The sequence below is a fragment of the Rhizobium redzepovicii genome (genome assembly GCF_019793435.1).
Lineage (GTDB): Bacteria > Pseudomonadota > Alphaproteobacteria > Rhizobiales > Rhizobiaceae > Rhizobium > Rhizobium redzepovicii.
The window spans coordinates 32727-48749 of the sequence record NZ_JAILYH010000011.1 but is presented as its reverse complement, the minus strand read 5'-3'; the positions used below and the strand labels follow the sequence as shown (position 1 = coordinate 48749).

16 protein-coding genes are annotated in these 16023 nt (G+C 61.5%); 13 read left to right on the top strand and 3 right to left on the bottom strand.

Annotation, left to right across the window (positions count from 1 at the left end):
• Position 1 precedes the first annotated feature (1 nt).
• The 12 genes from ccoP (at position 2) to K6N12_RS18495 (ending at position 12285) form a co-directional block, all read left to right on the top strand.
• Entirely contained in the window at positions 2-865 is an 864-nt protein-coding gene (gene ccoP, locus K6N12_RS18550; RefSeq protein ID WP_097628302.1) for a cytochrome-c oxidase, cbb3-type subunit III, read from the top strand.
• 446 nt (positions 866-1311) lie between these two features.
• Positions 1312-2883 (top strand): cytochrome c oxidase accessory protein CcoG, encoded by a 1572-nt coding sequence (ccoG, locus tag K6N12_RS18545; protein WP_097628304.1) that lies wholly within the window; start codon positions 1312-1314, stop codon positions 2881-2883.
• Positions 2880-3365, top strand: a complete 486-nt coding sequence (locus K6N12_RS18540) for a FixH family protein (RefSeq protein ID WP_003592778.1) — start codon at positions 2880-2882, stop codon at positions 3363-3365. Before ccoG ends, K6N12_RS18540 begins: the two co-directional genes overlap by 4 nt.
• Entirely contained in the window at positions 3362-5650 is a 2289-nt protein-coding gene (locus K6N12_RS18535) for a cation-translocating P-type ATPase (RefSeq protein WP_097628305.1), read from the top strand. Before K6N12_RS18540 ends, K6N12_RS18535 begins: the two co-directional genes overlap by 4 nt.
• Entirely contained in the window at positions 5647-5805 is a 159-nt protein-coding gene (gene ccoS / locus K6N12_RS18530; RefSeq protein ID WP_003592781.1) for a cbb3-type cytochrome oxidase assembly protein CcoS, read from the top strand. Before K6N12_RS18535 ends, ccoS begins: the two co-directional genes overlap by 4 nt.
• A gap of 22 nt (positions 5806-5827) precedes the next feature.
• Positions 5828-6493 (top strand): Crp/Fnr family transcriptional regulator, encoded by a 666-nt coding sequence (locus K6N12_RS18525; protein ID WP_097628306.1) that lies wholly within the window; start codon positions 5828-5830, stop codon positions 6491-6493.
• 192 nt (positions 6494-6685) lie between these two features.
• Positions 6686-7414: a response regulator gene (locus K6N12_RS18520; RefSeq protein ID WP_375166084.1), complete on the top strand. Its 729-nt coding sequence runs from the start codon at positions 6686-6688 to the stop codon at positions 7412-7414.
• Positions 7415-7481: 67 nt separating this feature from the next.
• On the top strand, positions 7482-8612 hold the full coding sequence (gene ccmI, locus K6N12_RS18515) for a c-type cytochrome biogenesis protein CcmI (RefSeq protein ID WP_131711346.1): 1131 nt from the start codon (positions 7482-7484) through the stop codon (positions 8610-8612).
• Positions 8609-9076: a cytochrome c maturation protein CcmE gene (ccmE, locus tag K6N12_RS18510; RefSeq protein WP_097630107.1), complete on the top strand. Its 468-nt coding sequence runs from the start codon at positions 8609-8611 to the stop codon at positions 9074-9076. The genes ccmI and ccmE overlap by 4 nt, the downstream gene beginning before the upstream one ends.
• Entirely contained in the window at positions 9073-11070 is a 1998-nt protein-coding gene (locus K6N12_RS18505) for a heme lyase CcmF/NrfE family subunit (RefSeq protein WP_097630106.1), read from the top strand. The genes ccmE and K6N12_RS18505 overlap by 4 nt, the downstream gene beginning before the upstream one ends.
• Positions 11067-11519 carry a cytochrome c-type biogenesis protein gene (locus K6N12_RS18500; protein WP_222148936.1) on the top strand — a complete coding sequence of 151 codons (453 nt, stop codon included), beginning with the start codon at positions 11067-11069 and terminating at the stop codon, positions 11517-11519. The genes K6N12_RS18505 and K6N12_RS18500 overlap by 4 nt, the downstream gene beginning before the upstream one ends.
• An 85-nt stretch (positions 11520-11604) precedes the next feature.
• Positions 11605-12285, top strand: a complete 681-nt coding sequence (locus K6N12_RS18495) for a CBS domain-containing protein (RefSeq protein WP_097630111.1) — start codon at positions 11605-11607, stop codon at positions 12283-12285.
• Positions 12286-12832: 547 nt separating this feature from the next.
• Here K6N12_RS18495 and K6N12_RS18490 read toward each other — a convergent pair.
• Genes K6N12_RS18490 through K6N12_RS18480 form a run of 3 tightly spaced genes read right to left on the bottom strand, consistent with a single transcriptional unit; the run spans position 12833 to position 14316 of the window.
• Positions 12833-13393 carry a DsbE family thiol:disulfide interchange protein gene (locus K6N12_RS18490; protein WP_097630110.1) on the bottom strand — a complete coding sequence of 187 codons (561 nt, stop codon included), beginning with the start codon at positions 13391-13393 and terminating at the stop codon, positions 12833-12835.
• A gap of 1 nt (position 13394) precedes the next feature.
• Positions 13395-13550: a heme exporter protein CcmD gene (locus K6N12_RS18485; protein ID WP_097630109.1), complete on the bottom strand. Its 156-nt coding sequence runs from the start codon at positions 13548-13550 to the stop codon at positions 13395-13397.
• On the bottom strand, positions 13540-14316 hold the full coding sequence (locus tag K6N12_RS18480; protein ID WP_097630108.1) for a heme ABC transporter permease: 777 nt from the start codon (positions 14314-14316) through the stop codon (positions 13540-13542). Before K6N12_RS18480 ends, K6N12_RS18485 begins: the two co-directional genes overlap by 11 nt.
• A gap of 199 nt (positions 14317-14515) precedes the next feature.
• Between K6N12_RS18480 and hemA the strand changes: the two genes are divergently transcribed.
• Positions 14516-15730: a 5-aminolevulinate synthase gene (gene hemA, locus K6N12_RS18475; protein ID WP_222135174.1), complete on the top strand. Its 1215-nt coding sequence runs from the start codon at positions 14516-14518 to the stop codon at positions 15728-15730.
• Positions 15731-16023: the final 293 nt, after the last annotated feature.

The following is a 16023-nucleotide window of genomic DNA, read 5'->3' as shown; positions in this document are numbered from 1 at the left end:
GATGTCGGAAAAGCATGTCGATGAAATCAGCGGCGTCGAAACTACGGGCCATGAATGGGACGGGATCCGCGAGCTTAACAATCCGATGCCCAGATGGTGGGTCTGGACGTTCTACGTCTGCATCCTGTGGGCCATCGGCTACGCCTTCGCTTATCCCGCGATCCCCATGATCACTTCTGCCACCAAGGGCTATCTAGGGTTCTCCAGCCGCGCCGAGCTCCAACAGGATGTCGACGTCGCCAAGGCGGGGCAGATGAAGTTTCACGATATGATCGCCACCAGGACGGTGCAGGAGATCGACGCCGATCCAGCCCTGCGCGAGTTCGCGATCGCCGGCGGGGCTTCGGCCTTCAAGGTGAATTGCGCGCCGTGTCATGGCTCGGGAGCCAGCGGCGGGCCGGGGTTTCCCAATTTGAACGACGACGACTGGCTATGGGGAGGCGACCTCGATTCCATCAACACGACGATCGCGCACGGTATTCGCTTCGACGGGGATGCAGACACGCACGTCTCTGAGATGCCGGCCTTCGCCGACATGTTGAGTCCAGATCAGACGAAACAGGTCGCGGCCTATGTCTGGGGCCTGACTAACACGCCCTCTAACCCAGCGGCTGCGGAAGCTGGCAAGCAGATATTCCTCGACAATTGCGCGGCGTGCCACGCCGAGAACGCCAAAGGCAAGGTTGACATGGGTGCTCCTGACCTTGCCGACGCGATCTGGCTCAAGGGACGAGGGGAGGACGCGATCGCCCGCCAGGTCACGGCGCCCAAGCATGGAGTGATGCCGTCGTGGGCTGCCCGTTTGGGCGACAGCACCGTGAAGGAACTGACTGTGTTCGTCCACTCTCTTGGCGGCGGGACCTGAAGGATACCAACATGACGACACACGACCATAATCCCTTGCTCGCTCTTTACGGCGTACCGCGCGCAGTCGTCCACTCGCGCGTTTCCGTACGCGCCAAGCCAATCGCGGCAGAGTCCGAACAGACGGACGCTGAAAAGATCGGGAATTCGATGGTAAGTTTGATCGGGCTCAAAGATCAGAAGCCGACAAGCAGGTAGACAACCTTCCCAGGACGTTCCCCGCAGTTCCTCCAGGCCACGCCTTTTCGTTCCGAGGCGTGGCCATCATTTAGGCCCGTCAAGGTGAGCCGACGCCAGCTTGCCGCCACAACGAAGGGCACCAACCCCTTGGGGCCGCGCTTCCTGTCCGGAGCGTGGCCCATTTTTTTCAGTTGTCATTCTTGACCTGGATCAAGGACGGGCTCTCGCAGAGCTGAGAAGAAGGCGGTGAAAATCGGACAGAGCGCGATGAATATCTACACAGCACCAGATCCCAGCCCGGTCGAACGGATAGACGCGGAACCCGTGAACGCCCGCGGCAAACGTGAACCACTTTATGCTGCCCGAAAGAAGGTATTTCCCAAGCGCGCCGAAGGGCGCTTTCGGCGTTTCAAGTGGATCGTGATGATGATCACACTTGGGATCTACTACCTGGCTCCTTGGATTCGCTGGGATCGAGGACCCTACGCGCCGGATCAGGCTATTCTGGTGGACCTGGCGTCACGGCGCTTTTTCTTCTTCTTCATCGAGATCTGGCCGCAGGAATTCTATTACGTAGCGGGCCTGCTTGTCATGGCAGGGTTCGGTCTCTTTCTCGTCACATCTGCCGTCGGGCGGGCGTGGTGCGGATATGCTTGCCCGCAAACCGTCTGGGTCGATCTGTTCCTTGTCGTCGAGCGGGCGATCGAGGGGGACCGCAACGCCCGCATGAAGCTTGATGCCGGGCCGTGGACTTTCGACAAGGCAAGAAAAAGGGTCATCAAGCACGCAATCTGGCTGATGATCGGCGTCGCGACAGGGGGGGCTTGGATCTTCTATTTCGCCGACGCGCCGACGCTTGTCGTCTCGCTTTTCACAGCGAAGGCACCTGTCGTGGCCTACGCGACCGTCGCTACTCTCACTGCGACCACCTACGTCCTCGGCGGGCTGATGCGCGAACAGGTCTGTACGTACATGTGCCCGTGGCCGCGAATCCAAGGCGCGATGCTCGATGAAAATTCTCTTGTCGTTACATACAACGATTGGCGCGGTGAGGCCCGCTCACGCCACTCCAAGAAGATCTTGGCTGCCGGTCAATCGGTCGGCGATTGTGTCGATTGCAACGCCTGCGTGGCCGTCTGCCCCATGGGTATCGACATCCGCGACGGACAGCAGATGGAATGTATTACCTGCGCCTTGTGCATCGACGCCTGCGATGGCGTCATGGACAAGCTGGGAAAGCCGCGTGGCCTCATAGCGTATGCGACGCTCAGCGAATACGCGGCCAACATGGCCATTGCGACGGACGACGGAAGAACGCCGGTCCAGCCCTCGAAGGTGCGGAATGCCGACGGCTCGTTCGTCGAGGCCATCCGGCATTTCGACTGGCGCATCATATTCCGTCCACGCGTGCTGTTTTATGCAGTCACCTGGCTTTTGATCGGCGTCGCCATGGTGGTCCATCTCGCAATGCGCGAGCGACTGGAGCTCAACGTGGTTCACGATCGAAACCCGCAATACGTTTTGGAAAGCGACGGCTCCATCCGCAACGGCTACACACTGCGAATACTGAATATGGTTCCCGCTCCACGCAGGATCGAGCTCAGCCTTTTAGGCCTCGACGACGGCGCCAGCATGCGCATTCCTGAACTAGCCAAGCAGGGCGCGCGGACCTTTATCATCGAAGCTGCGCCGGACGTCGCGACAACAGTCAAGGTCTTCGTGACGAGCAAACAGTCGACCGCCGCGATCAGCGAGTTCCTTTTTGCCATCGAGGACGCCGGACATTCCGATAGAGCGACCTATCGCGCCGCATTCAACACACCGGGAGACGCCAAATGACTACCTCCACCCAAGGATTCACAGGGCGGCACATGCTGCTTGCCACATGCTCGTTCTTCGCGGTGGTGATCGGCGTCAACGTGACCATGGCCTGGTTCGCCTCGTCGAGCTGGAGCGGTCTCGTCGTCGAGAACACTTATGTCGCTAGCCAGGAGTTCAACGCCAAAGCAGCGGCGATGAAGGCGATGGCGGCGTCTGGTATCATCGGAAAACTGTCGCTGGCCGGCGGCCGCATCCACTACGACATCCGCAATCGCGACGGCTCTCCCACGCTCGTCGATGAGGTGGCCGCAAATTTCAAACGCCCTGTGGGCGATCACGAGGATTTCCACGTCGCATTCACGAAAATCGGCGAAGGACAGTTTGAGTCCCAGCACCGTGTCGCCTCGGGTGACTGGATCGTCGAGGTCGTTTCGCGAAAAGAAGGCAGGGTCGTGATGCACGAGGCCTCCCGCCTCGATACCGCGGGGTTTGGCGAATGACGTGCTGCATGATGAACGCGGATGGAGTTCTCGCGATGAGCACCACATCAGTCAGCGCCGAGGAAATCGCGCTCGCAGCCCATTCTTTGGGCGAGGGACTACGGCAGCTCGATCTGAGCGTCCCCGATGCCCACTGCGGGAGCTGCATATCGGCATTGGAGAAGGCCCTTTCGGCGCTCCCCTACGTTCGGAAGGCCAGGGTGAACCTCACATCGCGGCGCGTAACCTGCGTGTACGCCGAAAAAACTGAAGATGGTGCTGCCGACCCGACTGGAATCATCGCCGCGATCAACGGCGCTGGATACCGCGCCCATCTCTTCACACCATTTGCCGCGGAGAACGACAAGACAAGGAACCAGCTTCTCCTCGCCGTCGGAGTATCCGGCTTTGCGGCCGCCAACATCATGCTTCTGTCCGTCTCGGTCTGGTCCGGCGCCGACGCTGCTACAAGGGATCTGTTCCATTGGATCTCGGCGATGATCGCAGCACCCGCGCTGGTCTACGCGGGGCGGTTCTTTTTCCGGTCGGCATGGAACGCGTTGAAGCATGGTCGCACGAACATGGACGTGCCGATTTCTTTGGCCGTGAGCCTTTCTTACGCGGTTTCGCTTTGGGAGACCGCCCATCATGGGGAACACGCATGGTTCGACGCGACCGTGTCCCTGTTGTTCTTCCTTCTTATCGGCAGGACGCTGGATCATGTGATGCGCGAAAAGGCCCGCGCTGCCATCAATGGGCTCGCCCGACTTGCGCCGCGTGGGGCACTGCTCCTGGCGCCCAATGGATCGCGCCGTTACGTTCCGCTTGATGAAATCGTCGTGGGAGATGAGATCGCCGTCGCGGTCGGCGAACGGATTCCGGTGGACGGAATGGTCGTCGTCGGCGAAAGCGATCTCGATCTTGCGATCGTTACCGGCGAAAGCACTCCGGTCGCCGTCGCCAGCGGCGTCGCGGTCAGCTCAGGTGCCATGAACCTCACTGGCTCGCTTGTCGTCCGCGCCACCAAGCTCTCCAAGGACTCTCTCTTGGCCGAAATCATCAGCCTCATGGAGGCTGCCGAGGGCGGGAGGGCACGCTACCGGCGCATCGCCGATCGCGCTGCCGCACTGTACTCCCCGGCGGTCCACCTTCTCGCTCTTGTCTCGTTTCTTGCTTGGGGGCTCATTGGCGGAGACTGGAAGCATGCGATGCTGGTCGCAGTCGCCGTGCTTATCATTACATGCCCATGCGCCCTCGGACTTGCGGTTCCCGTCGTCCAGGTCGTGGCGGCTGGCGAGCTTTTCCGCAGGGGGATCATGGTGAAAGACGGCTCCGCGCTCGAAAGACTTGCGGAGGTCGACACGGTCGCCTTCGACAAGACGGGCACTCTGACCATGGGCAGCCCAAGGCTGGTCCGGGTCGAAGCCGCCGACGAGGCGGATCTCGCGAAAGCGGCTGGACTGGCCGTCCACTCGAGGCATCCGCTGTCGCAAGCCCTGGCCAGAAGCGTCGGGCACGCTGGAACGCCATTCGAGCGCGTCAACGAAATCCCCGGCGGCGGGCTCGAAGCCGCGCGCGGCAGCGAGATCTACCGGCTGGGCAACGAGGCGTTTGCATGTGGCGCAATTCTACCGGGGTCGACGGTCGACAGCCCGCTCTCCGAAGTCGTGCTTTCCCACAACGGCGCAATGCTCGCGCGGTTCTTCTTCGAGGATGCGCTTCGCCAGGGTGCGCAAGACGCGATCAAGGAACTCGGGTCAACCAGGTTTGAAACGTTGATCATCTCAGGCGATCGCCAAAGCGTGGTCGACAACGTCGCACAGGTGCTCGGCATCAGCCGGGCGATGGGGGCGCTGACGCCACGGCAAAAGGTCGGCGAGTGTCAAAAACTGGGCGAATCCGGCCACCGCGTCCTGATGGTAGGCGACGGCATCAATGATGCACCGGCGCTTGCTGCCGCCCATGTGTCCATGGCGCCCGCCACGGCGTCTGACATCGGCCGACAGGCCGCCGATCTTGTGTTCTTCAATGACCGTCTGGATGCGGTCCCTCAAGCGATCGCAGTCGCGAGGCGATCGGCTGCACTGATACGCCAGAATTTTGCGCTAGCGATCGGATACAACGTGCTGGCGGTGCCGGTGGCGATCGCGGGTCTTGCCACGCCGCTGATCGCAGCGGTGGCAATGTCCACGTCATCGATCATCGTGGTGACCAACGCCCTTCGGCTCAACGCTGCCGCCACGCGATCCCGTGCCGGACGTTCGCCGAAACCGGCCGAGAGTGGCGGGGAGGCCAGAATCGCATGAACATGCTGATCTATCTCATCCCGATCGCGCTCTTCATGGGCGGCATAGGGCTTGCGGCATTTCTCTGGTCTCTTGGGAACGGTCAGTACGACGATCTTCAGGGGGCCGCTTGGCGCGTGCTCGCCGACGACGAGTCGGGTCCGCCGAAGTCGTAAGCCGTTATAGAGGGGGAAGGTGATGTTTACAGAGAACGAGATGTTGCTACGATCCGAGCTGTTCGAAGGGCTCGACGCCGATGCCGTTCGAAGTATGCTGGCGTTGGTGGAACTACGGACATTTGCGGTCAACGAACGAATAGCGGCCGAGGGGCAGCACGCCTCGCAGGTCTTCTATGTCGTAAGAGGCCTTGTCCGACTCACGAAAGCCGAGTCAGGCGGGCGTGAGGCCGACGTCTGCGTCTGCGAGCAGGGGGACACCTTTGCGGAATATCTCGTTCCCGGTGGCGACGTTTACGCGCAGGGCGCATGGGCGGCGGATATCACGGAGCTTGCACTATTCGATCTGCCCGGCCTGCGTCAACTCGCTGCCAAAAATAGCGGGGTGCAGCGCAATGTCATGCGGATCATGGCCCGGCATCTGCTCGGCTCGCTGGAATGCATAGCGGGCGATCGCTTGCACACTGCCGCCCAGCGGGTGGCCAACTACTTTGTGAGCTGTTGTCCGGAGGCAACGGCCCAGGCGACGTTCCGGCTGCCTTATCAGAAGCGGATTCTCGCCGGAAAGCTGGGACTCGCTCCCGAGGCTCTGTCGCGCGCTTTTGCCACGCTCTCCGATGCGGGAGTAGCCGTAAAGGGCAGAATGGTTTCCATCGGCAACGTTGCTTTGCTGAGAGACGCGTGCTGAATAACTGAAGGTCGTGGGCCTACATGCTGCGACCAGGCTCTTGCGTGACCTAACATGACAGCAAGCGGGAAGCCGCTCCTGCCGGCCTCGTATCGTGCGATGTGCACATAATCTCTACCCCGAACAGTGGCATTGCCCGCAATCCTGCGTTATCTCATTTCAAACACGGTCGCAGCGGGACGAATGAGTTACATGGAACCGGATCGTATTCTGGTGGTCGACGACGACGCTCGCATCAGACAGATGCTCGTCCGCTATTTTGAGGACAATGGTTACAGGGTGAACGCGGTTGGCAACGGCGCTGCCATGCGCGCTGAACTGTCGAAGGCGTCGTACGCCGCCGTTTTTCTCGACCTCGTGCTTCCCGGCGGAGAGAACGGGCTGGAACTGCTGAAGGAGTTGCGCAGCACGTCGGACGTTCCGGTGCTGATGCTCACTGGGCAGGACGACGTCACCGACAAGGTTGTGGGCCTGGAGTTTGGTGCCGACGACTATGTGGCAAAGCCGTTTCATCTGAGGGAACTACTCGCAAGGCTGAGGACTGTCCTCAGGAGACGCACTCCTGCCCCTCAGCCGGCCCCCACGCCGAACCCAGAGGAGGAAGTTCTCCGGTTCGACGGCTGGAGGCTCGAGGTTGGTCGAAGGAGACTTTCGTCTCCGCAGGGGGAGGATGTTTCCTTGACGACCGGAGAGTTCGATATGCTCCTCGTTTTCGCACGTAATCCGGGGCGGGTCCTGTCTCGTGACAAGCTGATGGACCTGACGAGAAGCCGCAGTCTGGAGGCCTTCGATCGAGCCATAGATGCGCAGATCGTCCGCCTTCGGAAAAAGGTCGAAGTCGATCCAAAGGAACCGATGATGATCCAGACGGTTCGCGGCGTGGGGTACGTCTTCACACCGCGTCCATCAAATGAGAGATAATTGATCGGGGTCAATGTTCGGTGTGTCGAACGTGCATACGGTCGGGCGTGCAATGGCTTCTGGACCGATGATCATCTGGATACTTTTCGCGGTGGCGACGACCGCCACAACTGCAGCTTTCATGCATCCGCTTTCGTCGGGTCGCCTCCGTCCCTTGAAGGACGGCCTGGATGCCCATGTCTATCGGGACCAGCTTATCGAACTGGAAAGTGAGTTTACAGCCCGTCAGATCGCTGCAGACGAGTATGAACTCGCCAAGGCGGAAGCGGCGCGACGGCTGTTCAAGGCAGTCGAGCGGCCGTACGTATCCGGAGGTTCACGACGCTCCCACGGCTGGGTTCGACTCGCGGTCGCGGTGTTCCTACCGCTTTTCAGCATCGGACTCTACGTTTCGCTAGGCTCTCCGGAGCTACAGTCTCGTCCTTTGCCAGCTAGGCTCTCCGAGCCCGGCCAGGATCTCCAGATCCTTGTCAAGAAGACACAGGCCCATCTGGTCGGCAACCCGGAGGATGGCCGGGGATGGGACGTCATTGCTCCCGTCCTGCTCAAAATGGGTCGAGCGGACGACGCGGCAGAGGCATATCGTTCCGCGATTCGTATCCTTGGGCCGAGCGTCCTGCGTCTGGAAGGACTTTCGCAGGCCCTGATGGCTCGTTCAAACGGAATTGTGGGGGAGGAGGTCCGCGTCGTGCTCCGGAGCCTGCTGAAGATCGATCCTGCAAACCCGCGTGCGCGTTTTTATATGGCGCTGGGACTCGAACAGGAAGGCAGGACGGCGGATGCGGTGGTAGCATTCGAGTCGATCGCCATGAAATCTCCCGCCAATGCGCCCTGGCTGCCGCTCGTCAATGAACACATTGCAAGGAACGGCGGAACTCCTGTGATCGCCACCGACAAATTCCTTGCCAATCCCACGCATGAAGATATCGCTGCCGCGCAGAGCATGAATGCCGGCGACCGTCAGCAGATGATCCGCGGCATGGTCGCGAGCCTCGACGCCAAGCTCAGCGCCGATCCGAACAATTTCGAGGGATGGGTGCGGCTCGTCCGCTCCTATGCCGTGTTGAACGATAAGGATCGTGCCGCCGATGCGCTGAAGCGCGGGCTTGCCGCCTTTCCGCTGCCCGGCGAACAAGGCAGCCAATTGCTGGCGCTGGCCAGGGAACTCGGCATATCAACGGAAGGATTGGCTGAATGACCCGCAAGCAGAAGCGCCTGGCGGTGATCGCAGGCGGCATGGGCTTCATTGCCGCCGCCGTGCTGCTGGTCATGTTCGCCTTCAGCCAGTCGGTCGCCTATTTCTACATGCCGGCCGATCTGGCCAAGACCCCGGTGGCGCCGGAAACCCGCATCCGGCTCGGCGGCCTGGTCGGCGAGGGCAGCGTCGTGCGCGGCGCCGGCTCGACCGTGGAATTTTCCGTCACCGACGGCAGCGCCAATGCCGTCAAGGTCAAATATACCGGCATCCTGCCGGATCTTTTCCGCGAGGGGCAGGGGGTGGTCACCGAAGGCATGTTTGCACCGGGGACCAACGTCTTTACCGCCGATACCGTGCTTGCCAAGCATGACGAGACCTATATGCCGAAGGACGTGGCCGACAGGCTGAAGCAGCAGGGGTTGTGGAAAGAGGGTCAGGGCCAGGAGGCGAAAGCGACGCAATGATCATCGAGATCGGCCATTACGCGCTGGTGCTGGCGCTGGCAACGGCGCTTATCCTCTCCGTCGTGCCGGTCATCGGCGCCCGCCGCCATGACCGGGCGATGATGGATGTCGCCACCATCGGTTCGCTGGCGATGTTTGCGCTCGTCGTCTTCTCCTTCGGCGTCTTGACCTATGCCCATGTCGTCTCCGACTTCTCGGTCGAGAACGTCTGGGAGAATTCGCATTCGCTGGTGCCGCTGATCTACAAATATTCCGGCGTCTGGGGCAATCACGAGGGATCGATGATGCTCTGGCTGTTGATCCTGACGCTGTTCAGCGCGCTGGTCGCCGTCTTCGGACGCAATCTGCCGGAGACGCTGAAGGCCAATGTGCTGGCCGTACAGGCCTGGATTTCGGTCGCCTTCACGCTGTTCATCCTGTTGACCTCCAATCCCTTCCTGCGGCTCGATCCGGCGCCGGCCGAGGGCCGCGATCTCAATCCGGTCCTGCAGGATGTCGGCCTGGCGATCCACCCGCCGCTGCTCTATCTCGGCTATGTCGGCTTTTCCGTCTGCTTCTCCTTTGCGGTCGCAGCCCTCCTCGAAGGCCGCATCGACGCCGCCTGGGCCCGCTGGGTGCGGCCCTGGACGCTCGCCGCCTGGACCTTTCTGACGCTCGGCATCGCCATGGGTTCCTACTGGGCCTATTACGAGCTCGGCTGGGGCGGCTGGTGGTTCTGGGATCCGGTGGAAAACGCCTCCTTCATGCCCTGGCTTGCCGGCACCGCGCTGTTGCATTCGGCCCTCGTCATGGAAAAGCGCGAGGCGCTGAAGATCTGGACGGTGCTGCTGGCCATCCTCACCTTCTCGCTGTCGCTGATGGGCACCTTCCTGGTGCGCTCCGGCGTGCTGACCTCGGTGCATGCCTTTGCCAGCGATCCCTCCCGCGGCGTCTTCATTCTCTGCATCCTGCTGATCTTCATCGGCGGCGCGCTGTCGCTGTTTGCCTTCCGGGCGCCGAAGCTTGCGGCCGGCGGGCTGTTTGCGCCGATTTCGCGCGAGGGCGCGCTCGTCGTCAACAATCTGATCCTGACGGTCGCCTGCGGCACGGTCTTGACCGGCACGCTCTATCCGCTGCTGCTGGAAACGCTGACCGGCGACAAGATTTCCGTCGGGCCGCCCTTCTTCAACCTGACCTTCGGCCTGTTGATGGCGCCGCTGATCGTCATCGTCCCCTTCGGGCCGCTGCTCGCCTGGAAGCGCGGCGATCTGCTCGGCGCCCTGCAGCGGCTCTATGTCGTCGCCGGCATCGCCTTCGCCGCTGCGCTGATCTTCTTCTATCTCCAGCATGGCGGGCCAGTGCTGTCCGTGCTCGGGCTGGCGGCCGGGCTGTTCCTGGTCTTCGGCGCGGTTGCCGATCTCTGGTATCGCGCCGGCATCGGCAAGGTTGCGGGCAACGTCGCCTGGCGGCGTCTGAGCGGCCTGCCGCGTTCGGCCTTCGGCACCGCTCTTGCCCATGCCGGGCTCGGCATCAGCGTGCTCGGCATCGTCGCGGTGACGACCTTCCAGACCGAATACGTCATCGAGATGAAGCCCGGCGAAACCACTGACGCTGGCGGCTACAGCCTGCATTTCGACGGCATGCAGCCGGCGACCGGGCCGAACTATACCGAGGAGCGCGGCCACTTCACCATCCGCCGCGCCGGTGTCGCGGTCGCCGATACCTGGTCGGCCAAGCGCCTCTACACCGCCCGCCAGATGCCGACGACGGAGGCGGGCATCCTGACCTTCGGCCTCAGCCAGCTCTACGTCTCATTGGGCGACGCCACCAAGGACGGCGGCATCGTCGTGCGCATCTGGTGGAAGCCGTTCATCCTCTGCATCTGGGGCGGAGCGCTTGTCATGGCTGTCGGCGGCCTCGTCTCCCTCAGCGACCGGCGCCTGCGCGTCGGCGCCCCGCGCAGGAAGGCGAAGGCGGCAAAGCCTGTAGAGCCTGCAATGGAGCCGGCGGAATGATGCGGCGTCTCCTCCTGGCTTTCGTCTTGATGCTGTTGGCCGCGCCGGCCTTCGCCGTCAATCCTGACGAGGTGCTGGCCGACCCGGCACTGGAAGCGCGCGCTCGCGCCCTTTCGGCGGAACTGCGCTGCATGGTCTGCCAGAACCAGTCGATCGACGATTCCAATGCCGATCTCGCCAAGGATCTGCGCCTGCTGGTGCGCGAGCGCATCACCGACGGCGACAGCGACGAGGCGGTGCTGAACTATATCGTCTCGCGCTACGGCGAATTCGTGCTGCTGAAGCCGCGGTTCAGCATGAAGACCGGCCTGCTGTGGGGCGCCCCGGCGCTGCTGGTGCTCGCCGGCGGACTGTCACTGCTGGTCTTTGCCCGCAGGCGGTCAGGCAAGCCGACAGGAAGTAAATTGACCGCGGATGAGGATGATAGACTCGCCCGGCTTCTCGAATGAGACCGTGCTGTTTGACGGAGATCAACGCGGAAGCCTCGACCTGACGTTATCTTCATCGGAATACACTCCGATGCGAGGCAGCGCCATGCAGGCAAAAGACATAATGACCACCAGCGTGGTTTCGATCCGCCCCACGGTCAGCGTGCGCCACGCGGTTTCCGTCATGATGCAGGCCAATGTCAGCGGACTTCCAGTCGTCGATGACGATGGCCGCGTCTGCGGCATGCTCACGGAAGGCGACCTGTTATTGCGGAGGGAAATCCGCGCCACCACTCGGTCGTCTCGGGCCGGCGAGATCATTTCTGAGATCGACCTCGAGCGCTACATTTGCACCAATGGCTGGTCGGTCGCCGATGTCATGTCCCCGGACGTTATTGTGGCGACTCCTGACAGCGAGGTTTCCGACATTGCAGAAAGTCTCCAGGCACACCGGATCAAGCGGTTGCCGATCGTCGAGGACGGGCGTCTGGTGGGAATTGTTAGTCGCAGGGACATTCTGGGCATCATCCTGGATGCGCCGACGACCGCGCTCCCGCGAGAAGACGAATCCGTCCGGATGGCCGTTCGCACGCGTCTGCGATCCGATCTGGGGCTGACGCCGCAGAAGGTCCAGGTGTCCGTCAAGGACGGACAGGTGACGCTGGATGGGCAGGTGGAATCGGAACTTAAGCGCAAAGCAATCCGGATCCTGGTGGAAAGCCTCGGGGCCGGTGGCTACCGAGATCGGTTGCGAGTGACCCCGCTCCCCAACACTGATCTAAGTTAGGGATCGAGTCCGGCGGACCTGCGAGTATCGAAGAACCACTTTGCAACGCCAGCGCATTGTCCGCAAATCTTATCGATTGCCGTACCGGCACCTAAGGTTTCCGGCCGCCGGTCACCGTGGCTTAATTTTCCGCGGTTCGTGCATCTCGTCCTCAAACTGACGTGCCACGACCACATGAATTGCTCCTGCCGCTCGCGACAACAGAGGCGTGCGCCCACAGCGACAGCTCACGGTGGTTAGCTGTTCGGTGTCGCCGAGAGGTTGATAGTTGATGAGGCAGTGCGGGGCCGGTTCAAAGGCAAGCGCTACGCAATGCCGGAGCGTGAGTAATCGGCGAAGAACATCTTTCTGGCTTGCAGAAGCAGCCGACTGGCCTCCTATCAGCGAGGAGGCTTGCCCGGCGTCGCGCCCTCGTGCCGGGCAAGCCTCTGCCAAGTTCCTCGCTTGACACGGGACACCCCCGACTCGCCAGAGGATCTTAGGGGAAGCCGCAGCTCGTCTCTTTGACCGGCGTCAAACACTTCGAACGACTGTCGCGGAACCAATCTCATTTTGAGGCCACGGCGCCGGCGATGGCCAGCGCAATCTCGTTTGCGAGACTGCTCTCGTCGAGTGGACCCACGTGCTTGGCGACGATCCGGCCGGACGGGTCGATCACGAAGGTTTCGGGAACGCCGTAGACGCCCCAGTCTATGGAGTTCCGTCCATCAGGATCGGTCCCAACCGCCGCGAACGGATTTCCATTGTCACGAAGGAAGGCCAATGATTGCTGCGGGTCGTCCTTGTAGTTGATGCCTACAAGCCTGACCTGCCTGTCTTGGGCAAGCTTCATCAAGGTCGGATGTTCCTGTCGGCAGGGAATGCACCAGGAGGCGAATATATTCACGACGACCACACTTCCTGCCAGACCGGTGTCGGTGAGGCCCGGCTGCCCGAGGCCGGCGAGCGGAGGAAGATTGACGGACGGATGCCGAAGTCCGATCAGCGCCGAAGGAAGCGCCGCCGGCGAATATCCGTCCGACGCTTCCCGGTACAGCGTGTTTCCAACGGCCAAGGCCAGTCCAAGGAAGACGAAGAGAGGGACGCCGGCGAGCGCGTAGCGCCGCATCTCATTCGCCTTCGCGACGCTGCCGTCGACGGACGGCTGAGATGGCGGCGAACTGTCGGCGATAGCCTCGCCCCGCAAACAGCACCTTCAGCGCCACTATCGTCATGACTGAAAACGTCAACGCATAGGCTGCGGTCACATAATATTCATGGTCCATCCTGGTGTTCCCTGTGAACTGCGGCCCTTGCCGCGAGCCTCTGGTAGGAGATCAGCTTCCTTCGCCAGATCTCGTTTCTGATCGACGCGACATAGAGGGTCGCAAACAGTGTGCCGAAGGCAAAACTCATGACCAGGAGCGGACACAGGAATTCGACATCCAACCTGGTTCCACCCAGTCTCAACACGCTGGCGGGCTGGTGAAGCGTGTTCCACCAATCCACGGAAAACTTGATGATGGGAATGTTGACGAACCCGACGATGATCAACACGGCCGTGACGCGGGCGGCGCGGATGGGTTCATCGATCGACTGGTTGATTGTCAGGATGCCGAGATACATGATGAACAGGATGAACATGGATGTCAGCCGGGCATCCCATACCCACCAGGTCCCCCACATGGGCTTGCCCCAGATGGCCCCAGTCACCAGGGCCACGAATGTGAAGGCTGCTCCAAGTGGCGCCGCGACCCGTGCGGAAACGTCTGCCAAAGGGTGCTTCCAGACGAGGGAGCCGATCGCATTTGCCGTCATCATCGTGTAGCAGAGCATTGCCATCCAGGCTGCAGGCACATGCACGTACATTATCCGGACGGTCTCGCCTTGTTGATAATCGACGTCGGAAGAAAAGCTGAGATACAGGCCTGCTGCGAAGCCGATCGTTGTAAGGCACAGAAGGTAGGGAAGCGCTCGCTCGGCGAGTTCCAAAAATCTCGCGGGTTGCGCGAGGGTGGCGGCAGCATCGGCCAAAGGTGAAAGGGGGCTCATGCGCCGTTCTTAACGTTACGTGTCCATTCGACAATTGATGCGGATCAACAACGGCGCGATATTTCGGGCGAGGACAGAGGTTTCGGCCCGTACGGTGTGCCCGTGCATTCGGCTGGCGGAGCGATTGCAGGTATTTTGACCAACGTCAAATACGGCTTCGACGGGTCGATGTATCGATGGCGCAAATCAGGAGCAGATGATGGCTTTCGAAGCGTTTTTCAAAAACGAGTTGGACGGGCTTCATGCCGAGGGCCGTTACCGCGTTTTTGCCGATCTCGAGCGTCACCGCGGCAATTTCCCGCGCGCGACGCGCCATACGGCCGATGGCGAAAAGGAAGTCACGGTCTGGTGCTCCAACGACTATCTCGGCATGGGCCAGAACCCGAAGGTGATCGAGGCGATGAAAAACGCCATCGACCACTGTGGCGCGGGTGCGGGAGGCACCCGGAATATTTCTGGCACCAACCACTACCACGTCATGCTCGAGCGTGAGCTTGCCGATCTGCACGCCAAGGAATCAGCGCTGATCTTCACCTCGGGCTATGTGTCCAACTGGGCAGCCCTCGGCACGCTCGGCGCCAGGATCCCAGGCCTGGTCATCTTCTCCGACGCGCTGAACCATGCCTCGATGATCGAAGGCATCCGTCATGCCAAGTGCGACAAGGTGATCTGGAAGCACAATGACGTCGCCGATCTCGAAGCCAAGCTCAAAGCCGCCGATCCGAAGGCGCCGAAGCTGATCGCCTTCGAGAGCGTCTATTCGATGGACGGCGATATCGCCCCGATCAAGGAAATCTGCGACCTCGCCGACAAATACGGCGCGATGACCTATCTCGACGAAGTGCATGCGGTCGGCATGTACGGCCCGCGCGGCGGCGGCATTGCCGAGCGCGAAGGGCTGATGGACCGGCTGACCGTCATCGAAGGCACGCTCGGCAAGGCCTTCGGGGTGATGGGCGGTTATATCGCCGCTTCGGCAGCGCTTTGCGACTTCATCCGTTCCTTCGCGTCCGGCTTCATCTTCACCACGGCGCTGCCGCCGGCGCTTGCCGCCGGCGCCGTCGCTTCGATCCAGCACCTGAAGGTCAGCCAGTTCGAGCGCGCCCGCCATCAGGACCGGGTGCGCAAGCTCCGGATGCTGCTCGATCAGAGCGGCATTCCGCATGTGCCCAATCCAAGCCATATCGTGCCGGTGCTGGTCGGCGATGCCGCCAAATGCAAGTGGATCTCCGACCTGCTGCTCGACAATTGCGGCGTCTACGTCCAGCCGATCAACTATCCCACCGTGCCGAAGAAGACCGAGCGTCTGCGCATCACGCCGACGCCGCTGCATTCCGATGCCGATATCGCCCATCTGGTCGAGGCGCTCCATTCGCTCTGGTCGCGCTGCGCGCTGGCTAGGCACGTCGCCTGATTGACGGTGGATTCGGAACGGATGCGGCGGGTGGTACGCGTTCTTCTCCCAACGAATGTGACTGCATACCACTGGTGAACTCAAGATTGACGGGAATTCGCGTCCAATGCCTATATCGCGGCTCGTTATTGATCGCGATCAAAGACGGATGCGACTTCGGAACGGAGAAGGATGTCATCAGGAACCAGGAGACGACGGCATTGATGATCGCTCAACACGATCGCCAAACCGAGACCTCATTAACCCATCCATTCGGCAGGGCTAACCCGGAGGAGGTGGCTTCGCATCCTGGA